This window comes from Flavobacterium nackdongense, assembly GCF_004355225.1.
GTDB classification, from domain to species: domain Bacteria; phylum Bacteroidota; class Bacteroidia; order Flavobacteriales; family Flavobacteriaceae; genus Flavobacterium; species Flavobacterium nackdongense.
Genome location: NZ_CP037933.1, coordinates 1,522,214 through 1,541,059 on the forward strand (window position 1 = coordinate 1,522,214; position 18,846 = coordinate 1,541,059).

The 18,846-nt window shown below is 36.6% G+C and carries 24 protein-coding genes; 10 read left to right on the forward strand and 14 right to left on the reverse strand.

Annotation, left to right across the window (positions count from 1 at the left end; all coding sequences use genetic code 11):
• The first annotated feature begins 248 nt into the window (after positions 1-248).
• Positions 249-1,052, forward strand: a complete 804-nt coding sequence (locus tag E1750_RS06270) for an energy transducer TonB (RefSeq protein ID WP_133275954.1) — start codon at positions 249-251, stop codon at positions 1,050-1,052.
• 271 nt (positions 1,053-1,323) lie between these two features.
• Here the strand turns inward: E1750_RS06270 and E1750_RS06275 are convergent, their stop codons facing one another.
• Both E1750_RS06275 and yaaA read right to left on the reverse strand, forming a co-directional pair.
• Positions 1,324-2,190 (reverse strand): M48 family metalloprotease, encoded by an 867-nt coding sequence (locus tag E1750_RS06275; protein WP_133275955.1) that lies wholly within the window; start codon positions 2,188-2,190, stop codon positions 1,324-1,326.
• A 59-nt stretch (positions 2,191-2,249) separates the two neighbouring features.
• Complete coding sequence (gene yaaA, locus E1750_RS06280) at positions 2,250-3,008, reverse strand: peroxide stress protein YaaA (protein ID WP_133275956.1); 759 nt, start codon at positions 3,006-3,008, stop codon at positions 2,250-2,252.
• A gap of 119 nt (positions 3,009-3,127) precedes the next feature.
• Here yaaA and E1750_RS06285 point away from each other — a divergent pair, with 119 nt between their 5' ends.
• Together E1750_RS06285 and E1750_RS06290 are read left to right on the forward strand one after the other, a co-directional pair.
• Positions 3,128-3,667 carry a GNAT family N-acetyltransferase gene (locus E1750_RS06285; protein WP_133275957.1) on the forward strand — a complete coding sequence of 180 codons (540 nt, stop codon included), beginning with the start codon at positions 3,128-3,130 and terminating at the stop codon, positions 3,665-3,667.
• Between the two features lie 26 nt (positions 3,668-3,693).
• Positions 3,694-4,656 (forward strand): TIGR01212 family radical SAM protein, encoded by a 963-nt coding sequence (locus tag E1750_RS06290; protein WP_133275958.1) that lies wholly within the window; start codon positions 3,694-3,696, stop codon positions 4,654-4,656.
• A gap of 554 nt (positions 4,657-5,210) precedes the next feature.
• On the opposite strand, the gene E1750_RS06295 is transcribed toward E1750_RS06290, so the two are convergent.
• The 5 genes from E1750_RS06295 to E1750_RS06315 all read right to left on the reverse strand — a co-directional run bounded on the left by E1750_RS06295 (position 5,211) and on the right by E1750_RS06315 (position 9,382).
• Positions 5,211-6,308, reverse strand: coding sequence for a 6-phosphofructokinase (locus E1750_RS06295; RefSeq protein ID WP_133275959.1), 1,098 nt, complete (start codon positions 6,306-6,308; stop codon positions 5,211-5,213).
• Between the two features lie 263 nt (positions 6,309-6,571).
• Positions 6,572-7,024 (reverse strand): hypothetical protein, encoded by a 453-nt coding sequence (locus E1750_RS06300; RefSeq protein WP_133275960.1) that lies wholly within the window; start codon positions 7,022-7,024, stop codon positions 6,572-6,574.
• 2 nt (positions 7,025-7,026) lie between these two features.
• A complete protein-coding gene (locus E1750_RS06305) occupies positions 7,027-7,515 on the reverse strand; it encodes a DUF4920 domain-containing protein (protein ID WP_133275961.1) in 489 nt (162 codons plus the stop codon).
• A gap of 219 nt (positions 7,516-7,734) precedes the next feature.
• Positions 7,735-8,778 (reverse strand): RluA family pseudouridine synthase, encoded by a 1,044-nt coding sequence (locus E1750_RS06310; RefSeq protein ID WP_133275962.1) that lies wholly within the window; start codon positions 8,776-8,778, stop codon positions 7,735-7,737.
• The gene (locus tag E1750_RS06315) at positions 8,768-9,382 is read right to left on the reverse strand and encodes a PASTA domain-containing protein (RefSeq protein WP_133275963.1); all 615 of its coding nucleotides are present in this window, start codon (positions 9,380-9,382) and stop codon (positions 8,768-8,770) included. Before E1750_RS06315 ends, E1750_RS06310 begins: the two co-directional genes overlap by 11 nt.
• A gap of 119 nt (positions 9,383-9,501) precedes the next feature.
• On the opposite strand from E1750_RS06315, the gene E1750_RS06320 reads away from it, so the two are divergent.
• The 6 genes from E1750_RS06320 to E1750_RS06345 all read left to right on the forward strand — a co-directional run bounded on the left by E1750_RS06320 (position 9,502) and on the right by E1750_RS06345 (position 13,256).
• Positions 9,502-10,476 (forward strand): D-alanine--D-alanine ligase, encoded by a 975-nt coding sequence (locus E1750_RS06320; RefSeq protein WP_133275964.1) that lies wholly within the window; start codon positions 9,502-9,504, stop codon positions 10,474-10,476.
• A gap of 11 nt (positions 10,477-10,487) precedes the next feature.
• Positions 10,488-11,099 carry a zinc ribbon domain-containing protein gene (locus E1750_RS06325; protein ID WP_133275965.1) on the forward strand — a complete coding sequence of 204 codons (612 nt, stop codon included), beginning with the start codon at positions 10,488-10,490 and terminating at the stop codon, positions 11,097-11,099.
• Between the two features lie 27 nt (positions 11,100-11,126).
• Positions 11,127-11,369, forward strand: coding sequence for a DUF433 domain-containing protein (locus E1750_RS06330; RefSeq protein WP_227873974.1), 243 nt, complete (start codon positions 11,127-11,129; stop codon positions 11,367-11,369).
• A 15-nt stretch (positions 11,370-11,384) separates the two neighbouring features.
• Positions 11,385-11,963 (forward strand): TMEM175 family protein, encoded by a 579-nt coding sequence (locus E1750_RS06335; RefSeq protein WP_133275966.1) that lies wholly within the window; start codon positions 11,385-11,387, stop codon positions 11,961-11,963.
• Position 11,964: 1 nt separating this feature from the next.
• Positions 11,965-12,423: a pantetheine-phosphate adenylyltransferase gene (coaD, locus tag E1750_RS06340; RefSeq protein ID WP_133275967.1), complete on the forward strand. Its 459-nt coding sequence runs from the start codon at positions 11,965-11,967 to the stop codon at positions 12,421-12,423.
• A gap of 254 nt (positions 12,424-12,677) precedes the next feature.
• Positions 12,678-13,256 (forward strand): PhnA domain-containing protein, encoded by a 579-nt coding sequence (locus tag E1750_RS06345; protein WP_133275968.1) that lies wholly within the window; start codon positions 12,678-12,680, stop codon positions 13,254-13,256.
• Between the two features lie 234 nt (positions 13,257-13,490).
• Here E1750_RS06345 and E1750_RS06350 read toward each other — a convergent pair whose 3' ends face one another.
• Complete coding sequence (locus tag E1750_RS06350) at positions 13,491-13,787, reverse strand: DUF721 domain-containing protein (RefSeq protein ID WP_133275969.1); 297 nt, start codon at positions 13,785-13,787, stop codon at positions 13,491-13,493.
• Positions 13,768-14,211 (reverse strand): lipocalin family protein, encoded by a 444-nt coding sequence (locus E1750_RS06355; RefSeq protein WP_133275970.1) that lies wholly within the window; start codon positions 14,209-14,211, stop codon positions 13,768-13,770. The genes E1750_RS06350 and E1750_RS06355 overlap by 20 nt, the downstream gene beginning before the upstream one ends.
• A gap of 220 nt (positions 14,212-14,431) precedes the next feature.
• Here E1750_RS06355 and E1750_RS06360 point away from each other — a divergent pair, with 220 nt between their 5' ends.
• A complete protein-coding gene (locus E1750_RS06360) occupies positions 14,432-15,496 on the forward strand; it encodes a serine hydrolase domain-containing protein (protein WP_133275971.1) in 1,065 nt (354 codons plus the stop codon).
• 181 nt (positions 15,497-15,677) lie between these two features.
• On the opposite strand, the gene ftsY is transcribed toward E1750_RS06360, so the two are convergent.
• The 5 genes from ftsY to E1750_RS06385 form a co-directional block, all read right to left on the reverse strand.
• Positions 15,678-16,631 (reverse strand): signal recognition particle-docking protein FtsY, encoded by a 954-nt coding sequence (gene ftsY, locus E1750_RS06365; protein ID WP_133275972.1) that lies wholly within the window; start codon positions 16,629-16,631, stop codon positions 15,678-15,680.
• Between the two features lie 208 nt (positions 16,632-16,839).
• Positions 16,840-16,992 carry a DUF4295 domain-containing protein gene (locus E1750_RS06370; RefSeq protein WP_073370281.1) on the reverse strand — a complete coding sequence of 51 codons (153 nt, stop codon included), beginning with the start codon at positions 16,990-16,992 and terminating at the stop codon, positions 16,840-16,842.
• Positions 16,993-17,062: 70 nt separating this feature from the next.
• Entirely contained in the window at positions 17,063-17,251 is a 189-nt protein-coding gene (rpmG, locus tag E1750_RS06375; protein ID WP_103806173.1) for a 50S ribosomal protein L33, read from the reverse strand.
• A gap of 24 nt (positions 17,252-17,275) precedes the next feature.
• Positions 17,276-17,512, reverse strand: a complete 237-nt coding sequence (gene rpmB / locus E1750_RS06380; RefSeq protein ID WP_103806174.1) for a 50S ribosomal protein L28 — start codon at positions 17,510-17,512, stop codon at positions 17,276-17,278.
• 74 nt (positions 17,513-17,586) lie between these two features.
• Positions 17,587-18,837, reverse strand: coding sequence for a competence/damage-inducible protein A (locus tag E1750_RS06385; protein ID WP_133275973.1), 1,251 nt, complete (start codon positions 18,835-18,837; stop codon positions 17,587-17,589).
• Positions 18,838-18,846 lie beyond the last annotated feature (9 nt).

Sequence of the window (18,846 nt, forward strand, 5' to 3'; positions counted from 1 at the left end):
TTAAGTTGTAGTTTTTAAAAATAAAGAGCCCTAAAAATGGGTTGTTCAAGTCACAGAAAGCGGTTTTAGTGAAGTTGTCCTTTTGTTTGTATTTCACTTAAAACCCAGCAAACAAAAGCCTTCCAACTTCTTGTTAAAATATTTTGAAAATAATCACTATTTTATATATTATTTCGAATATCTTTTACGTTATATGTTAAAAGATAGCTTATGATGCGATAAATACTTAACCTTTAAAACCATAAATTATGTCTAGATTAAGTATTTACGAAACCGGCTGGATTGATCTTGTTTTCGAAGACCGAAACAAAGAGTATGGTGCTTACCAATTGCGTCGCGACAGTTCCAAAACTTTGGCAATGGCTTTTGTGTCCGGAATAGCATTGATTGCCGCTCTCGGTGTCCTTTTTTCGATTTCAAATCTGATGAACAAACCTATTATTGTTGCCACGCCAACAATTTTTGATGAACCCATCACAGTAACACCGTATACTGTGCTGCCCGAAAAGCCTAAAACAACAGCTAGCAGCCCGCAAACAAAGGCTCCTGATGAAACGAAAGCCAATTTGCCCTTGGTGGTTTCGGCTACTCCTGACCCAACGGTTGAAGTGCCCACCACTAAAGAACTTTTGAACAGCCATTCAGGCAGCGAAGGCGGAACAGAAACTGGAACAGCAACAAGCAGTTTGCCTTCTGGAACAGTAGAAACTCCGTCAATTCCTATCGATGAAAAAACAATCGTCAATACGACTGCCTTAGACAAACTACCTGAATTTCCGGGCGGAATCAACAAATTCTACAGCTACGTTGGCAATAATTTCGAAAAACCAGATATCGACGGTGGCAATACGTATCGCGTTTATGTTTCTTTTGTAATCGAAAGGGACGGCAGTATGACCGACATCAAAGTCATCCGAGATCCAGGCTTTGGCCTTGGAAAAGAAGCGATTCGAGTTTTGAAATCTTTGAAAACCAAATGGTCTCCGGGAATGATGGGTTCAAAACCGGTACGCACTTCGTATAATTTACCTATTACGGTTGAAATGAATTGAAAACAACAGGCTATGTGTAATTCAATTTTCTATTTTAAAACGCATAGATTCATAGTTTTTTTAGTAAAATTAAAAAGACGCTTCGCTTGATTTTAGTTAATCATAGCTATGTGAACCCAAAAACGGGGCTATCAACTCTTTTTTCTATGACCCTATGCGTTTCATTTTTCTATTTCTTTAAATTCAACAATTACAGCCAACGAGTTAAAAATATAAAAAAAGCATCCCGAAAACCGGGATGCTTTTCAATTATTAAAAACCAAAATCTAATTTACTTTTTTGTAGCAGTCTTTGTAGTCGTTGTTTTTGTTGCTGTTTTAGTAGTTGGTTTCGCAGTAGTTGCCACTGGCAATTGACGAACATACGGCTTATACAAACCATCGCTTTGCGCTTTTTTCTTAGCGTTTTCTGATCTTGCCAAAGGGTCAGGATGCGAACTCAACATTTGAGTAAAAAAATCAGCTTGCTTTCCGCCACTCATCTTAGCCAAAATAGCAAATGCGGATTCAACAGCATTGACATCGTATCCGTTTTTTTTCATAAAATCGTAGGCAAATAAATCGGCTTCCGACTCTTGTTTTCTGCTGTGTTTACTATCAATCATTGCACTCCCTAATTGCCCCAACTGACTATCGGTAACCGAAGCAATAGTTCGTGATTGTGAAGCAGCGCCTTGCATCAACGCCTCTTTCTGATAGGCCGCCTTGATAGCATCGCGCGTATCTTTGTTGACTACGTGCCCAATTTCGTGACCAATAACCACGAGCAATTCATTGTCATCCATAACATCCATTAAACCGGAATAAACACGAACGCTGCCATCTGCTGTTGCAAAAGCATTCACTTCTTTGAGAATATAAACCTTGTAATTCAAAGTCATCCCGTAACCATTGGTGTATTTACCGAAAATTCTATTCAAACGAACAGTATACGGATCCGTTGGTCCAGCAATAATGTGCTCAGAATCCAATTTATCGACCGTAGCTTTGGATAATTTTTGAGCATCAGCATCGCTAAAAGTCAATCCTGCAACTCCTTTTTGAACCGCTCCCATCAGATTTTCGTCCAATTTGATTTGAGCATTTGATTTCGAAAAACTTAAAATCGCAATCCCTAAAACCACTATCATTCTTCTCATCTTTATCACTATTAAATTGTTTGACGCAAATATAAAATAAGTTTGGACTCCTAGAAGCTTCATCTCGTAAAAACCAACTGATTTCCTTTCGATAAATTGGAGTCAAAACAGTAACCCTCATAATTAAATCCTTTCAAATCATCTACGGTTTCGGCATTGGTATCGATGATATAACGCACCATCAACCCTCTGGCTTTCTTGGCAAAAAAGCTGATGATTTTTAGTTTTCCGTCTTTATAATCTTTGAATTCAGGAGTGATTACAGGGACTTTCAATCCTTTGACATCAATAGCCGAAAAATACTCCTTGCTCGCCAGATTGACAAACAACTCCCCTTTTTTGAGTTCTTTATTCAAGGCTTTGGTGATAATGGGCTTCCAAAATTCGTATAAGTTTTTGCTTTCGCCAATAGACAATTGGGTTCCCATTTCCAGACGATAAGCTTGCATCAAATCCAACGGTTTTAGGAGTCCGTACAAACCTGACAAAATGCGCAAACGGTCTTGCAAAAGCTCTATTTTTTCCAACGGAATGGTATGTGCCTCCAAACCGGTATAAACATCCCCATCAAAAGCGAAAACAGCGGGCCGAGCATTTTCCGCCGAGAAAGGTGTTCTCCATTCCTGATTGCGTTGCCAATTCAATTCGGCCAATCTATCTGAAATATCCATTAATTCAGAAAGTTCAGCAGGAGATTTTTGTTTCAACACCTTGTGCACTTGACGAGACTCTTTCAGAAACAACGAGTCTGAAAAAGCCGCTGTTGGCAAGGCGCTTTCGAAATTTAAAGATTTAGCGGGCGATAGAACGATTTTCATTTTCTATATTTATTGAATGCGATTTCAAAAGTACAAATTGAAAATCTTAAAATGAAAACTGAATACCATTTATTTGTAGTATATTTGGATACAATGAAATTCTATTAAAGTGAAATGACATGAATACCATTAGAATCCGAAAAGCAAGCATAGCCGACCTTGAAATCATACAAGAAATTAGCACGAAAACTTTTGTCGAAACCTTTGCAGAATCAAACACTTCTGAAAATTTAGAAAATTACATTCAAGAACATTTCAATGCCGCACAAGTCGCCTCCGAAATAAACCATCCGGAATCACTATTTTATCTGGCTACTTTAGGAACTGATACGCTGGGGTACCTTAAACTAAATTTCGGCAATGCTCAAACCGAAATCCACAACCCTCAGGCGATGGAAATTCAACGGATTTATGTTTTGAAAGCATTTCATGGCAAGAAAATTGGACAATTATTTCTGAATCATGCCGTAAAAATTGGGCAGCAATCTGGAGTCGATTCGATTTGGCTTGGCGTTTGGGAAGAAAACCATAAAGCAATAGAATTTTACAGCAAAAATGATTTTATCGAATTCGATAAACATACCTTCACATTAGGTGGCGATGTTCAAACCGATTTATTGATGGAACTCCGAATAATCAACCAAGCCAATTTATTATAATGCTTCGGATTTCGTAATTTTGACGAATGAATAATACACCTACAACAGCAGCCAAAGGATACCAAAATTACGGTGCCTACCTGCGCAAAAAATACAACAATCAACGCGTTTATAAAGTCATAGTCGATGGCGGTTTTTCCTGTCCCAATCGCGACGGAAACAAAGGCTACGGCGGTTGCACCTATTGCAATGTCGATTCGTTTACGCCCGAAATATCCCGAACGGCTTTAACGATGAAAAAGCAGTTAATCGAGGGAATGGAACGTGCTAAAAACCACTACAAAGCGGATAAATTTATTGTTTATTTCCAGCCGAATTCCAATACTTATGCGCCTGTTTCGATTTTGAAACCAATGTACGACGAGGCATTGTCTGTCAACACTGAGAAAGTTGTGGGTTTTTCAGTAGGCACACGTCCCGATTGCATCGATGCCGAAAAAGTGGCCTTGCTAGAAAGTTATTGCGACCGTTTCGACGTCGATTTAGAAATGGGAATGGAATCGATTTATGACGAAACTTTAGAACAAATCAACCGTGGTTGCAGCCACTCCGAATTCATAAAGACGGTAGAATTATTGAAAGATAGCCCCATCGATTTGTGTGTCCACACTGTTTTTGGCTTTCCATGGGAAACTCGAGAAATGATGTTGAATTACATTCACGAAATCAACCGTTTTCCGCAAATAAAGTTCGTAAAATTCCATCATTTGCATATTGTCGAAGGCTCGATTATGGGTGTCAAATACAAAAGAGAACCTTTTAAACTCTTCACTTTGGAGGAATACACCGATTTGCTTTGCGAATTGATTCCGCTCTTGCGCCCTGATATTGTCATCCAACGTTTGTTCGGAATTTCGGATTGGGATTTGCTCATTGCACCCAACTGGGGTTTGAAAAAAACCCAAATTCAAAGCTATATGGAGCAAGAAATCGAACGTAGGGGAATTGTGCAGGGTTCGCTTTATAAAGAAGCGGAGTTTAGATTATAAAATTCATAACGTTTAGAAGAATAAAAACCAATATTCATTAAAAAAAAATAACCTATGGAAGTAATTTTAACTTTATTACCTTTCTTTCTAATTCCATACCTTATGGCTAAACTATTTACTAGATTTGAATATAGACACAGGGGATTAACTTACTTTTTCACAATTGTTGCTGTTTTTGCTTATTCAATTCTCTTTGATTGGATATACGCCCTTTTTCAGCCAGAAAGTGATAAAATTAGATGTCATTTCCCACTTATGATATTTCCATTGTTTTTCTCTCCCATAATTCTTTTTTTACAATATTATTTTAATAAAATATTCCTTTGGGAAGACAATGATTAGAAGATAAGAGACCTCAAAGATCAAAAAATCACAAAAATAACCATCAAAAAAAAGCCCTCACGAAGATAGCGATAGGTCGTCAGTTTTTATATTTAGGCTTGCCGTTATTACACAAAATAGCTATCATTAAAAACAAAAAAGACACAAATTACACAGATTTTCACGAATTAATCTGTGTAAATCTGTGTAATTTGTGTCTGAAATAAACTAGTTTAATCTCCAAAACCGATTCCAACACCTTTAGCCGTTTTAACTAAATCGCAGGTTGGATCTACTAATTTCGGATTATCGATCGCGTCTTTGAACGGAACCGAAATAATATCCGGATGACGATAGGCTGCCATTTCACCAAATTTTCCTTCCAACACCATTTCGAAGGCTTTCACTCCAAATTGTGTTGCCAAAATTCTATCATAAGCAATTGGGCTTCCTCCTCTTTGCAAATGTCCAAGCACCGTTTCACGCATATCCGCCTCAAAACCAATAGCTTTTAAATCGTTTACCAATTTGCGCGCCACTCCACCCAAACGTAGGTTTTCATAGCCTATTTCATCACTTTTTTCGGATAATAAAGTTCCGCCCTTCGGCATTGCTCCTTCGGCAATCACCACAATAGCATTTCCTTTGCCTTTACTATTGTATCGGCTTTGCAATTTCTTGGCAACAGCTTCCAAGTCATAAGGAATCTCAGGAATCAAACAAACTTCAGCACCACCAGCAATGGCAGCATTTAAGGCAATCCATCCCGCATTTCTACCCATTACCTCCAAAACTAAAACCCGATTGTGGCTGGCTGCTGTAGTCACTAATTTATCGACCGCTTCGGTAGCGGTGTGAACGGCCGTTTGAAATCCGAAAGTAAAATCGGTAGCGGATAAATCATTGTCAATTGTTTTTGGCACTCCAATAATATTCAAGCCTTTTTCGAAAAGTGCTTGCGAAATTCGCTGAGAACCATCACCTCCAATACTGATTACCGCATCAACTCCCATATACTGTAGCTTGCGAATCATCTCGTCAGATCGATCTACATAATCCCAACTTCCGTCATTATTTTTAATTGGCCAAGCAAAAGGGCCTCCTTTATTGGTTGTTCCGATGATCGTTCCACCATCGACGTGAATTCCTGCAACGGCTTTGTCATCTAAAATCATTATTTCGGTTGGTTCGCGAAGAATCCCATCAAAGGATTGAACACTGCCTATTACTTCCCAATCTTTTTCTTGTGCGGCTCTTTTTACGATGGCTCTAATCACGGCATTCAATCCGGGGCAATCACCACCTCCTGTGGCTACTAATACTCTTTTCATTCTATATTTTTAAATTAATTTTGTTCTTTATCTTTAAATACACGGTAAATGTATAAAAAAATAAAGTGCTTAAAAATGATTTATATCAGGTTGCAAGTCTTAAAAAATGTTAAAAGTATTTTTTCACCTGTCTGGCATAGAAATCAGAACCAATAAATAGACTAAACAGTGAAAAGCTGATGAAATATTAAAAAATATATTGTAATGAAGCTTGAATTCAAAATTAAATGCAACTTTTGAGAAATGAGTTGCAAGTGCATTAATTATTTAATATACAGCTTTTTAATTTTAGGAATTGGCCCGCCGCATTTCTGTTGATGGCATTGAATACAAGCATCAACTCCTCTGTTGAAATGGGCTTTAGCGTTTTTAGGGTCTTTGTAAATTTGCTCTTGTGCAATGATAAATTTTTGAGCTTGTTCTTCAAAAAAGGCATCTCTATCTTTGCCGTCAGTCATTACCGCTTGGTGAATTCTTTCAAAATGCTGCGGAAATTTTCCGATGGTATCCCCTTTTATAATTCGGTCTTTCAGTCGCTGATTGTCTACATACATTTGTTCCATCAAGGCACCCATTTCCGACATTTGATACATTTTAAAACCATCATCATTTGTAGTGGAATCGGTTTTGCAAACGGCTTTATCTACAGTTTTATTTTCTTTAGATTGGCAGGAGACCAATAAAAGAGTAACGAAAAAGATTAGTATTCTATTCATCCTTATTTTTTTATCAAAACGCCATCCGCCATAAAACCAAAGGTAGTTTTAGGCTTTAGAATACTATCAATAGCCGCTTGTGATTTACCAGCATCTTGCGCGTAATGCTTCAATTCATCAACCGATTCAATACTGACGAAAGCTTTCCCCTTCACAACTACTTCTTTTTGGGCTGCATTCAAAGGAACAAAAAACGCGTAGTCTTTAAATTTTACAAACGAAGATTCATTATCACTCAAGGCTAAATTCATCCAACACCCTTTCTTCTGACAGACATCAACAATTTTTGATTTAAAAACTACTTCAACCGTATCGCCTTCTTTCAAGGTTTGGTATTTTTCAAGCATTTTTGCTTCCGTAATAGCAGCATCTGCCGAAATAGAATCACCAAAAACCGCATAGTTTACTTTTTCTTGTTTCGGTGCAGTAACATTTTCTTTGCAACTATATAATGTTGCTAAAACGATCAGAGATAAAATTAATTTTTTCATTGTACTTGGAGTTTATTTTTAATTACAAAAGTAAGAAGTTTTCACAAGCTAATCCTTTTCGCTAAAGGCTATTATCGCATTATTACTACTAAAAAACACTATTTAAATCCATTCTAATTTTTGACAGTGCAACCAAAGTACATTGACGAATAATCTAAAATAAATAATCCGCTATTTTGGATTCAGTCTTTATTTTATTTCTACTAAAATCAATATAAATTATTCGTCGTCCTCGCTCGAATGTGTTTTCGAATAGCCTCTCCATTTCTCCAAGCAATCCTGAAAATCCTGTGGTAATTCCGTGTCAAAACGCATATATTCCCCAGTATTTGGATGCATAAATCCAAGCGTTTTCGCGTGTAAAGCCTGACGTGGCAAAGCCTTGAAACAGTTTTCTATAAATTGTTTGTATTTGGTAAATGTGGTTCCTTTCAGAATCAAATCGCCACCATAGCGGGCATCATTAAAAAGCGGATGACCGATGTGCTTCATATGCACTCGAATTTGGTGCGTTCTTCCCGTTTCCAACTTACACGAAACCAAAGTCACATAACCAAAACGTTCCAACACTTTATAATGAGTCACGGCAGGTTTTCCGATTTCGGGATCGGCAAAAACCGCCATTTGCATACGGTCTTTTAGGTGTCGGGCAATGTTGCCTTCAATTGTTCCTTCCTCGGCAACGACATTGCCCCAGACTAAGGCAATATATTCTCTTTCGGTAGTTTTGGCTTCAAATTGTTTGGCGAGATGCGTCATCGCGGCTTCGGTTTTGGCAATCACCAACAGTCCCGAAGTGTCTTTGTCAATTCGGTGCACCAATCCTGGTCGTTCGCTGCTGTTCATTGGCAAATTTTCGAAATGAAACGCCAAAGCATTCACCAAAGTTCCCGTATAATTGCCGTGACCGGGATGTACTACAAAGTCGGGTGGTTTGTTTATAAGCAAAAGCGCATCGTCTTCATAGACAATATCAAGCGGAATATCTTCAGGATCTACTCGGTTTTCAAACGGTGGATGTGAGAGCATTATGCGAATTACATCAAAGGGTTTTACCTTATAATTCGATTTTACAGGAATATCATTGACATAAATATCACCATTTGTGGCCGCATTCTGGATTTTATTTCGAGTCGCATTCGGAATCATATTCATCAGATACTTGTCGATTCTCAAGAGCAATTGTCCTTTGGGAACGTCAAATCGATAATGTTCGAATAATTCGTCTTCTAAATCTTCGGTAGGTTCACTATTACTGTTCATTTGCTGGCATTTCCTCAATTGGTGTGGTGGTTGTGTCCACTTCTTCAACATAACTCTCCTTACCATCTCCTAGCACCAAATCGATTTTGGAGGCTTTCAAAACGCGGTCACCCACTTTGAGGTTTCTGCCTTTGAAACGCATTTCAAGCACCATATCTTTGCCAAGATTTGGAATATAAGTAATCGTGCCTTCTTCCAGTCCCAAAGCTTTGAGTGTTGGAACCGCTTCACGATAGGTTTTGTCAATCAAATCTGGAATTTTTACTGATGAAAATCCCGAAGCATTAATCTTGATGTATACTTTTCTACCCTCTTTCACTTTCGCACCCGGCAACGGATCTTGCTCTACTACGCTATATTTTGGATAATCACTATTGAAATCTACGCTGTCCAAAAGCACATAATCCAAGTCCAACTCGTCTAGTTTGTCTTCTACTTGTTCCTCGGTCAATTTGGCCAAATTCGGAACGGTAATTTCGTGCCCGTGATCGGTGGTAAAAGTCAACCAATGCATAAACAAATAGGTCAAAAAAGCAAGAATCAAAAGTGCGGCTACTAGTTGTCCGAAAAACACACGACTACTAAGATATTTTCCTAAACTCATAAATATATTTTTATAAGTCACAAAGATAAAGCTATTTCGTTTGAAAAAAAATTCTAATTTTGTTTAGAAAATGTTTAATCGATTAATCGGTTAAACGATTAACCGATTAAACTTTAAAAATGAAAAACATTGCCATCATAATGGGCGGATATTCAAGCGAATACAAAATATCCTTAATCAGCGGTAACGTTGTGTATCAATTTCTTGACAAAACCAAATACAACGGATTTCGAATCCATATTTTCAAAGAAAAATGGGTCTATGTCGATGACAATGAAGCCGAATTTCCAATAGACAAAAACGATTTTTCAACCACCGTAAACGGCACAAAAATCACTTTCGACTGTGTTTTCAACGCCATACACGGAACCCCCGGCGAAGATGGCTTAATGCAAGCTTATTTCGAATTGATAGGAATGCCACAATCTTCCTGCGATTATTACCAAGCCGCGCTAACGTTTAACAAACGCGATATGCTTTCGGTATTGAAACCTTATGGAATCAAAACGGCGACCTCATACTACATCAACAAAGGCGACCATATCGATACTGCCGAAATTGTAAAAAAAGTAGGTTTACCTTGTTTTGTCAAACCCAACAAATCGGGTTCCAGTTTTGGAATTTCAAAAGTAAAAACCGAAGCCGAATTACCAATCGCTATAGAAGTGGCTTATCAAGAAGACAACGAAATTATCATCGAAAGTTTCCTTGACGGAACTGAAGTTTCGGTTGGAGTAATCAATTACCAAGGAAAAGTAACTGTTTTGCCTATCACCGAAATAGTTTCGGAGAATGATTTCTTCGATTACGAAGCCAAATACCAAGGAAAATCACAGGAAATCACTCCGGCTAGAATCTCCGAAGAAATGACTCAAAAAGTGAGCGAAGCTGCCCAACGTGCCTACGAAGTGTTGAAAATGAAAGGTTTCTCTAGAAGCGAATTCATCTTTGTGGATGGCGAACCTCATATGCTCGAAATGAACACTATTCCCGGATTAACTACCGAAAGTTTGATTCCGCAACAAGCCAAAGCTGCTGGAATTACGCTGACCGATTTGTTTAGTAATGCTATTGAATTGGCTTTAGAAAAATAAGTTATAATTTTATGATAGTTATAGTTGGAACTCGGGATTCAAATGTTAAAAATGGAAAACTTATAAATGAGAAATGTCCAAAATGTGAAACAAAAAATGCTTTACATTTTAGTATTTATAAAAGATATACTCATCTAACTTTAATCCCTTTATTTCCAGTTGGAAAATATGTTAATATTAAGTGTAATAATTGTAACGAATCCTTTGAATATGAAGATTTATCTGAAAACATTCAAAATCAACTAAAAGATCAAAAACTAAAAAGTTCAATTTGGATGTTTACAGGTTCATTTATTTTAGCTTTGTTTATCATTTTTACAATAAATAAATACATTCAAAAAAATGATGAAACTAGCGTTTTAATAAAAAATCCGATTATAGGCGACGTATATAATTTAAAATTTTCAAATGGCTATTATTCCTCTATGAGGATAGACAAGGTAACAAACGACAGTGTTTATACCACTCATAATAATTTTAACGCCTATTTGCCATACGAAATCGATGATATCGACAAGCCTGAAAACTATTCTAATAGAAAAGTACATTATTCTAAGAAAGACATAATAAAACTTTATCAGGAGGATGAAATTATAGAAATTAAAAGAAGAATAAAAAAATAGTTTCGTTCTTTTTCAATATAAATTAATATGATAGATTACAAACAATATATAACTTTAAATTCCGATAGACGTTTTGGCAAGCCAATTATAATCAGAACTAGAATTACTGTTTTTGACGTTTTAAATTGGCTAGCAAATGGAATGACCATAAATGAAATTATTGAAGATTTCCCCGAGCTTAACGAAACCCAAATCAAGGCTTGTCTTTTTTACGCAGCAGATAATAAACTAAACATAATATTCAAATTGAATCGTGAAATTAACAGCTAACTAAATAGATAAACTATGACCAAAAACAGACTCGAAGCCTTTAGCGATGGAGTATTAGCCATTATCATTACCATAATGATTTTGGAAATAAAAGTACCCGAAGACCATAGTTTCGAATCATTGAAACCGCTTATTCCTGTTTTTTTGAGTTATGTTTTGAGCTTTGTTTATATTGGAATTTATTGGAACAACCATCATCATATGCTGCAAGCAGTTAAAAAAGTTAACGGCTCTATTTTGTGGCATAATCTGTTTTTACTTTTTTGGTTGTCCTTGATTCCCTTTGGCACGAGTTGGATTGGTTCACAATTATTTGCATCAGTCCCAATGAGCATATATGGATTTATCTTGCTAATGTGCGCTGTTTCCTATTTTTCTCTACAAAATAAAATTATAAAACTCGAAGGTAAAGATTCGACCTTATACAAAGCCGTTGAAAAAGATAAAAAGGGAAAAATATCTTTAGCTTGTTATATTGCTGCAGTTCCATTGGCGTTTGTTTCGCCTTGGATATCTGGATTGTTATACATCGCAGTGGCTCTGATTTGGATTATTCCAGATAAAAGAATCGAAAATCAAATAAATAAACTTTAAAATGAGAAAAGCTATTTTTCCTGGATCGTTTGACCCCATTACTCTAGGTCACGAAGATATTATTAGAAGGGGGATTCCCTTGTTTGACGAAATTGTCATTGCCATTGGTGTCAACGCCGAGAAAAAATATATGTTTTCGCTTGAAGAGCGGCAACGTTTTATCGAAGAAACTTTCAAAGATGAACCCAAAGTCAAAGTCATCGTGTATGAAGGTTTGACTATTGAACTTTGTCATAAAATTAAAGCCAATTTTATCCTCAGAGGCTTACGAAATCCAGCCGATTTCGAGTTCGAAAAAGCCATCGCCCACACCAACCGGCGATTGTCAAAAATCGAAACAGTCTTTTTATTAACCGCTGCAAAAACCTCATTTATTAGTTCCAGCATTGTTAGAGACGTCATTCGACACAACGGAGAATATGAAATATTGGTTCCTGATGCGGTAAGAGTAAAAAAATAGCGATGCGTCACGGCATTCGCATTTAAGATTTATTGACACGAATTTCACGAATTAGCACAAATTTTAAATATTTCAAAATTTAATTTTACGAATTTTCTGATTTTTTTGTATTTGTGAAATTTAAAAATACTGTTATTTCGTGTAAATTTGTGAAATTCGTGTCTGCCTTTTTTTTAAAAGAGAATACACTGTTACATTTCCTCAAATTTGTAAAAAGCTTCAATTAACACTACTTTCGCAAAAAATTTGACAAAATAGAAATGGAAAGAACATTAAATAAACGCAGCGGTTCTCAATGTGAACTATGCGCAGCCACAGAAAACTTAAAAGTATACCAGGTTTTGCCAACCAAAAAAGGAGGCGCAGACGAAAGTATTTTGGCTTGCAGTACTTGTATCGACCAAATAGAAAATCCAGCAAATGTAGATTTGAACCACTGGAGATGCTTAAACGACAGTATGTGGAGCGAACACGCAGCGGTTAAGGTTGTGGCTTGGAGAATGTTGAGCAGAATGCGCGCAGCAGGTTGGCCGCAAGAATTATTAGATATGATGTATCTTGACGAAGACACTTTAGCTTGGGCGCAAGCCACAGGCGAAGGCGAAGACGACGAAAACAAAGTAATTCACCGCGACAGCAACGGAGTAATTCTTACCACTGGAGACTCTGTAGTTTTGATTAAAGATTTGAAAGTAAAAGGCTCGAGTATGGTGGCAAAACAAGGAACTGCGGTCAGAAATATTAGACTAGACCACGAAAATGCCGAATATATTGAAGGTCGTGTTGATGGTCAAACGATTGTGATTATAACGCAATATGTGAAGAAAATTTAGTATTCAGTGAGCAATTAGAAGTGCTGAGTAATTAGGAAACAGTATTCAGCAGTTAGGCAAAAAAAATGATTAATAATCGTATAGCTAAAAAAGTCGTTACTTCCTAAAACAACACTGTTCTGATTTTAAAACAGCTACTTTTCAATATCCAAATCCAAAATATTCTGGATGACAATAACTTCGACCCGTTTCTAAACAAACAGAAATTAGTTCCTGAAATGGGCTACTTAAATTTTACCTCAAAACCACTTCTTTCACCACATCACGACGCAATTCCTCGTTAATCATAGCCACAATTTTCGATTTTCCGTGCGTTAATTCCTCCCTCAAAACAGCCGATGAAAGTTCTACATACAGTGTACTGCCTTTTAAAACCACATTTTTAGTATAATAATTCACGCCATTCCCCATCAGATTTTTCCATGCCTCCCTCACGTCGATCTGATCCATTCCGGGTTGCAATTTGTTGACTTGTATAATCTGTTTCAAAACATCACCAACAGTGCTTTGATTATTTAGTCTTTTTGCCATCGCCTAGAATATTTATCGGGGTTGCTTTTTTGTAATGGTATTCTTTGTCCTCTGTATTTTTGAATACTAATTTTTCCTCCGAAACTGCAATCAATTCTTCCGACCATTTAGCATAGGGCGTGTTATAATCAAAGAATACCTTATCATTTGCGAATCGAATTTTTAGGTTCTCCTGAGTATCGTTTACCACAAAAGTACCGTCCAATTGTGGCATCACTTTTTTTCTAAAACCGTTATTATTGGCGTCAATTTCAAAATAATCATAACTTTCGTTGACCGTGTAATTTTTGTCTTCACCTTCCTCAAAAACCACTTTCTCTATTTCCCAATAGCCATTGATTTTGGAAATAGCGGAAGGATTTATCTTTTGCTGGCAAGAAACAAATAGTAATGAGAGGAATAAAATGCAAACGGTATTTTTCATAATTATTAGGAGCTTCTTCCCGCTGTACACTGTATCTTTTTATTTTTTTAAAGAAAAAAAATAAAAAGGATGCCGCTTCCATCGGGGCTAGGATATTAGAAATAAAATATTTTTTTCTTTACGACAAAGTTAGTCTTAAAAAATTCAACGCAAACAAAATTTAAAAAAACTCATTAAACTTTTTTTGATATTTTTGGTCTTACATCCAAACTTTCGAACTATGTATAAACTATTTTACTTTTTACTAATCGTTGTACTATGTACTTCCTGCAGTTCTGAAAACCCAGAACAAACCCCTACACCAAGCGAAACCATGTATTTCCCACCAGTGACAGGTGATGTTTGGGAAACTAAATCTATAGCCGACTTAGGTTGGAAACAAACTGCCGTTCAACCACTTTTAGATTATTTAGCACTCAAAAACTCCAAAGGTTTTATCATATTGGTGAATGGCAGAATCGTTATGGAAAATTATTTCAACGGGCATTCGGCTGCAACTCCTTGGTATTGGGCTAGTGCAGGCAAAACTTTAACGGCAACAATGACAGGAATCGCCCAACAGGAAAGCTTGCTCAACATCAACAATAAAGTTTCTGATTACATCGGAACCGGTTGGACAAGTATACCATTGGCAAAAGAAAACTTGATTACCAATAAACATTTGCTCACAATGACTTCAGGTCTTGATGACACCACTGATGATGTAACTCCTGCAAAACTGATTTACAAAGCCGATGCAGGAACACGATGGGCATATCACAATGTATATGTAAAATTGCAAGATGTCATTGCCAAAGCCAGCGGACAAACTTGGTCCAACTATTTCAATAGCAAATTGAGAGATAAACTAGGAATGACGGGCGCTTGGATACAAGATGGCAACAATAGCGTCTATTGGAGCACAACCCGAAGTATGGCTCGCTTTGGTTTATTAATGCTCAACAAAGGGAAATGGGAAAACACAACCATTCTCAACGAAACCTTTTTTAACGAAGCCACGAACACCTCTCAAAACATCAATTTAGGTTATGGTTATTTGTGGTGGCTAAATGGAAAAGAAAGTTATCATTTGCCTCAGTCTCAACTACAATTTAAAGGAAGTTTAATTCCAACTGGGTCCAATGACATGTTTATGGCTTTAGGGAAAAATGATCAAAAAATCTACGTAATTCCAAGCAAAAAAATGGTAGTCATCAGGATGGGAGAGGCTGCCGATTCAGTAAATCTAGCCTTATCTGATTTTGATGATGTACTTTGGCAAAAAATAAATGCTTTATACCAATAAGTATTATTTGCTTTTCATCCCTTTAAAAAAACCAAGAATAAAAAAAACAGCCCCTAATAGTAAACAAATATAATAAAGAGGTATGTTTTTGTCTCGCACAACATTAGATAATACAAATGCTATAATACTTGCAAAGTAGAAATAAATCGGTTTGATGTTCTCATAAAAACTCACTAGACTTCTATTTAAAAAAACTATCTACAAATTCATATTTATTGAAGACTTGTAAATCCTCAATTCCTTCGCCAACTCCAATGTATTTAACAGGGATCTGAAATTGGTCTGAAATCCCTATAACCACTCCACCTTTGGCAGTACCGTCCAGTTTTGTGACAGCAAGTGAAGTCACTTCGGTGGCAGCTGTAAATTGTTTGGCCTGTTCGAAAGCATTTTGACCTGTCGAGCCGTCAATAACTAACAAAACATCGTGTGGTGCATCGCCAACTACTTTTTGCATTACTCGTTTTACTTTGGTCAACTCGTTCATCAAATTGATTTTATTATGCAAACGACCCGCTGTATCAATAATAACAATATCTGCATTTTGAGCAACAGCCGATTGCAAAGTATCAAAAGCTACTGAAGCGGGATCACTTCCCATATCTTGTCTTACAATAGGAACGCCCACTCTGTCTGCCCAAATTTGTAGTTGATCGATGGCTGCGGCACGAAACGTATCGGCTGCGCCAAGCACTACTTTATGTCCTGCTTTTTTAAATTGATAAGCTAATTTCCCAATAGTTGTCGTTTTTCCAACACCGTTTACACCAACAACCATCAAAACATAAGGTTTGGCTTTGATTGGAATTACAAATTCAGTTGCTTCTCCTGAATTAGTTTCAGAAAGCAAACCTGCAATTTCCTCACGTAAAATTTGGTTGAGTTCGTCTGTTCCAAGGAATTTATCTTCGGCAACTCGTTTTTCAATCCGGGTGATTATCTTTAGTGTAGTATTCACGCCCACATCAGAAGCAACCAAGACTTCCTCCAAGTTATCTAAAACCTCATCGTCAACTTTAGATTTACCTGCAACAGCTTTGGTTAACTTAGAAAAAAAAGATGTTTTTGTTTTCTCAAGACCTTTGTCGAGGGACTCCTTTTTTTCGGAAGAAAATATTTTTTTAAAAAAACTCATTATAGTAAAAAGTTAGAAGTTAGAAGTTAGAAGTTAGAAGTTAGAAAACTCCACTTCCGCTTTTCATTTAGTACAAAATCTAAAAACGTTTTAAGTCCACAAAAAATTGGCGCAAAGGCTATACAACAGCAATCAATCGAGGCAAATATAGAAAATAAAAAAGCTACTTCCGAATGAAAGTAGCTTTTCTATATAATGCGATAGTTAATTATTTCTTTTTCAAGAATTCATCAACTGCTTCAGGAGCCATAATAGATTCTACGAATGTATATGCGCCAGTTTTAGGAGATTTTACCATTTTGATGGCTTTTGATAATCTCTTAGAAGATGTCTGTAAGGATGCTACGGTTTTCTTTGCCATGATTCTATGTTGTTTGTATTTTAATAAATCTCAAATGCGACATCTAAGATTATCTCAAAATCTCTAATTATTATTTAATTTCTTTGTGAACTGTTACACGTTTCAAGATTGGATTAAATTTTTTAATCTCTAATCTGTCTGGAGTATTTTTTTTGTTCTTTGTTGTAATATAACGAGAAGTTCCTGCAACACCTGTTGTTTTGTGTTCAGTACATTCTAAAATTACTTGGATTCTATTTCCTTTTGCTTTCTTTGCCATCTTGATCTATTTTTTAGGAATGGATTATTTAATAAATCCGCCTGCTTGCGCTTTTTTCAAAACTGCAGCGATTCCATTTTTGTTAATTGTTTTTACCGTAGATGCAGCTACTCTAAGAGTAATCCATCTATCTTCTTCTGGAAGATAAAAACGCTTTTTAACTAAGTTTACAGAAAATTTTCTCTTAGTTTTGTTCATAGCGTGAGAAACGTTATTTCCTACCATCGCTCTTTTACCTGTAAGGTCGCAAACTCTTGACATTATCTTATCTTTTATCGTTATTCAAAATCAGGGTGCAAAGAAAAGAAAAATAAATGGATGGTGCAAAAAAAATATTAGACATTTTTCAAAATTTCTTTTCGAAGCATTTCTAAACTCTTGATAGCCGCTCTATCTATGACTTTATCACGGGGTTGACCAAAATTAAACTCTTCAATTATCACCTCATTTGGTGTTGCCAATGCAATAAATACTGTTCCTACTTCGGCCTCTGAATCCCCTTTTGATGGTCCAGCATTCCCAGTTGTGGCAATTGCATAGTCTGTTTTCATCATTTTCTGAACATTTATCGCCATTTCCTTCACCACTTCCGCACTTACTACCGAATGTTTTTTGATACTATCCTCGGAAATTCCCAAAATCGCTATTTTAGCCTCTGTCGCATAGGAAACTACACTCCCTTTAAAATAATTGGAAGCTCCAGAAACCGAAGTCAAAATCTGAGCGATTTTCCCTCCTGTACAGCTTTCGGCAGTAGCAATGGTTTTGTTTTGCTGCGTCAAAAGTCGCCCGATGACTATTTCCAAGGTCTCATCATCTTCAAAACCCACGATACTGTTGCCGAGTATTTTAGATAAAGAGGTCACATTTTTAGAAATGGATTTCTCCAAAAATTCTTTATCGTTACCACGTGCTGATAGTCGCAATCGTACTCGACCCGGACTTGGCAAATAGGCTAATTTTATGAAATCGGGTAAATTATTTTCCCAATTTTCGATGGTTTCGGCCAATAAACTTTCGCCAATCCCATAGGTTAAAACCGTTTTATGAATGATGTAAGGACGTTGATATTCGATGACAATTTTTGGAATAATTTCGTTTTCGACCAAATATTTCATTTCAAATGGAACTCCTGGTAGCGAAATAAAGACGGTGTTTCCTTTTTTCATCCACATGCCTGGCGCTGTTCCTACTTGGTTGTGAAGCACTGTGCATTTTGATGGAACTAAGGCTTGATCAATATTCAATTGGGTAATCTTCCGCTTATAAAAACCTTCTATAATCTGGGTTACATGCTTCAGTACTTGGTCGTTTTGAATGAGTTCATCATCAAAATAATCACAAAAAGTCTTCTTAGTAATATCATCTTTTGTGGGACCAAGTCCACCTGTAATGATGACCAAATCAACTTCGTCCTGCAGTTTTTCAAAAGTGGAAAGAATGTGCTGTTTGTTATCACTAATTGAAATCATTTCGTGAATTTCGACACCTATTCTGTCCAATGATTTGGCAATAAATCCCGAATTGGTATCAACAATTTGCCCGATTAAGATTTCGTCGCCAATGGTTATTATGGATGCTTTCATTTTGAAGTC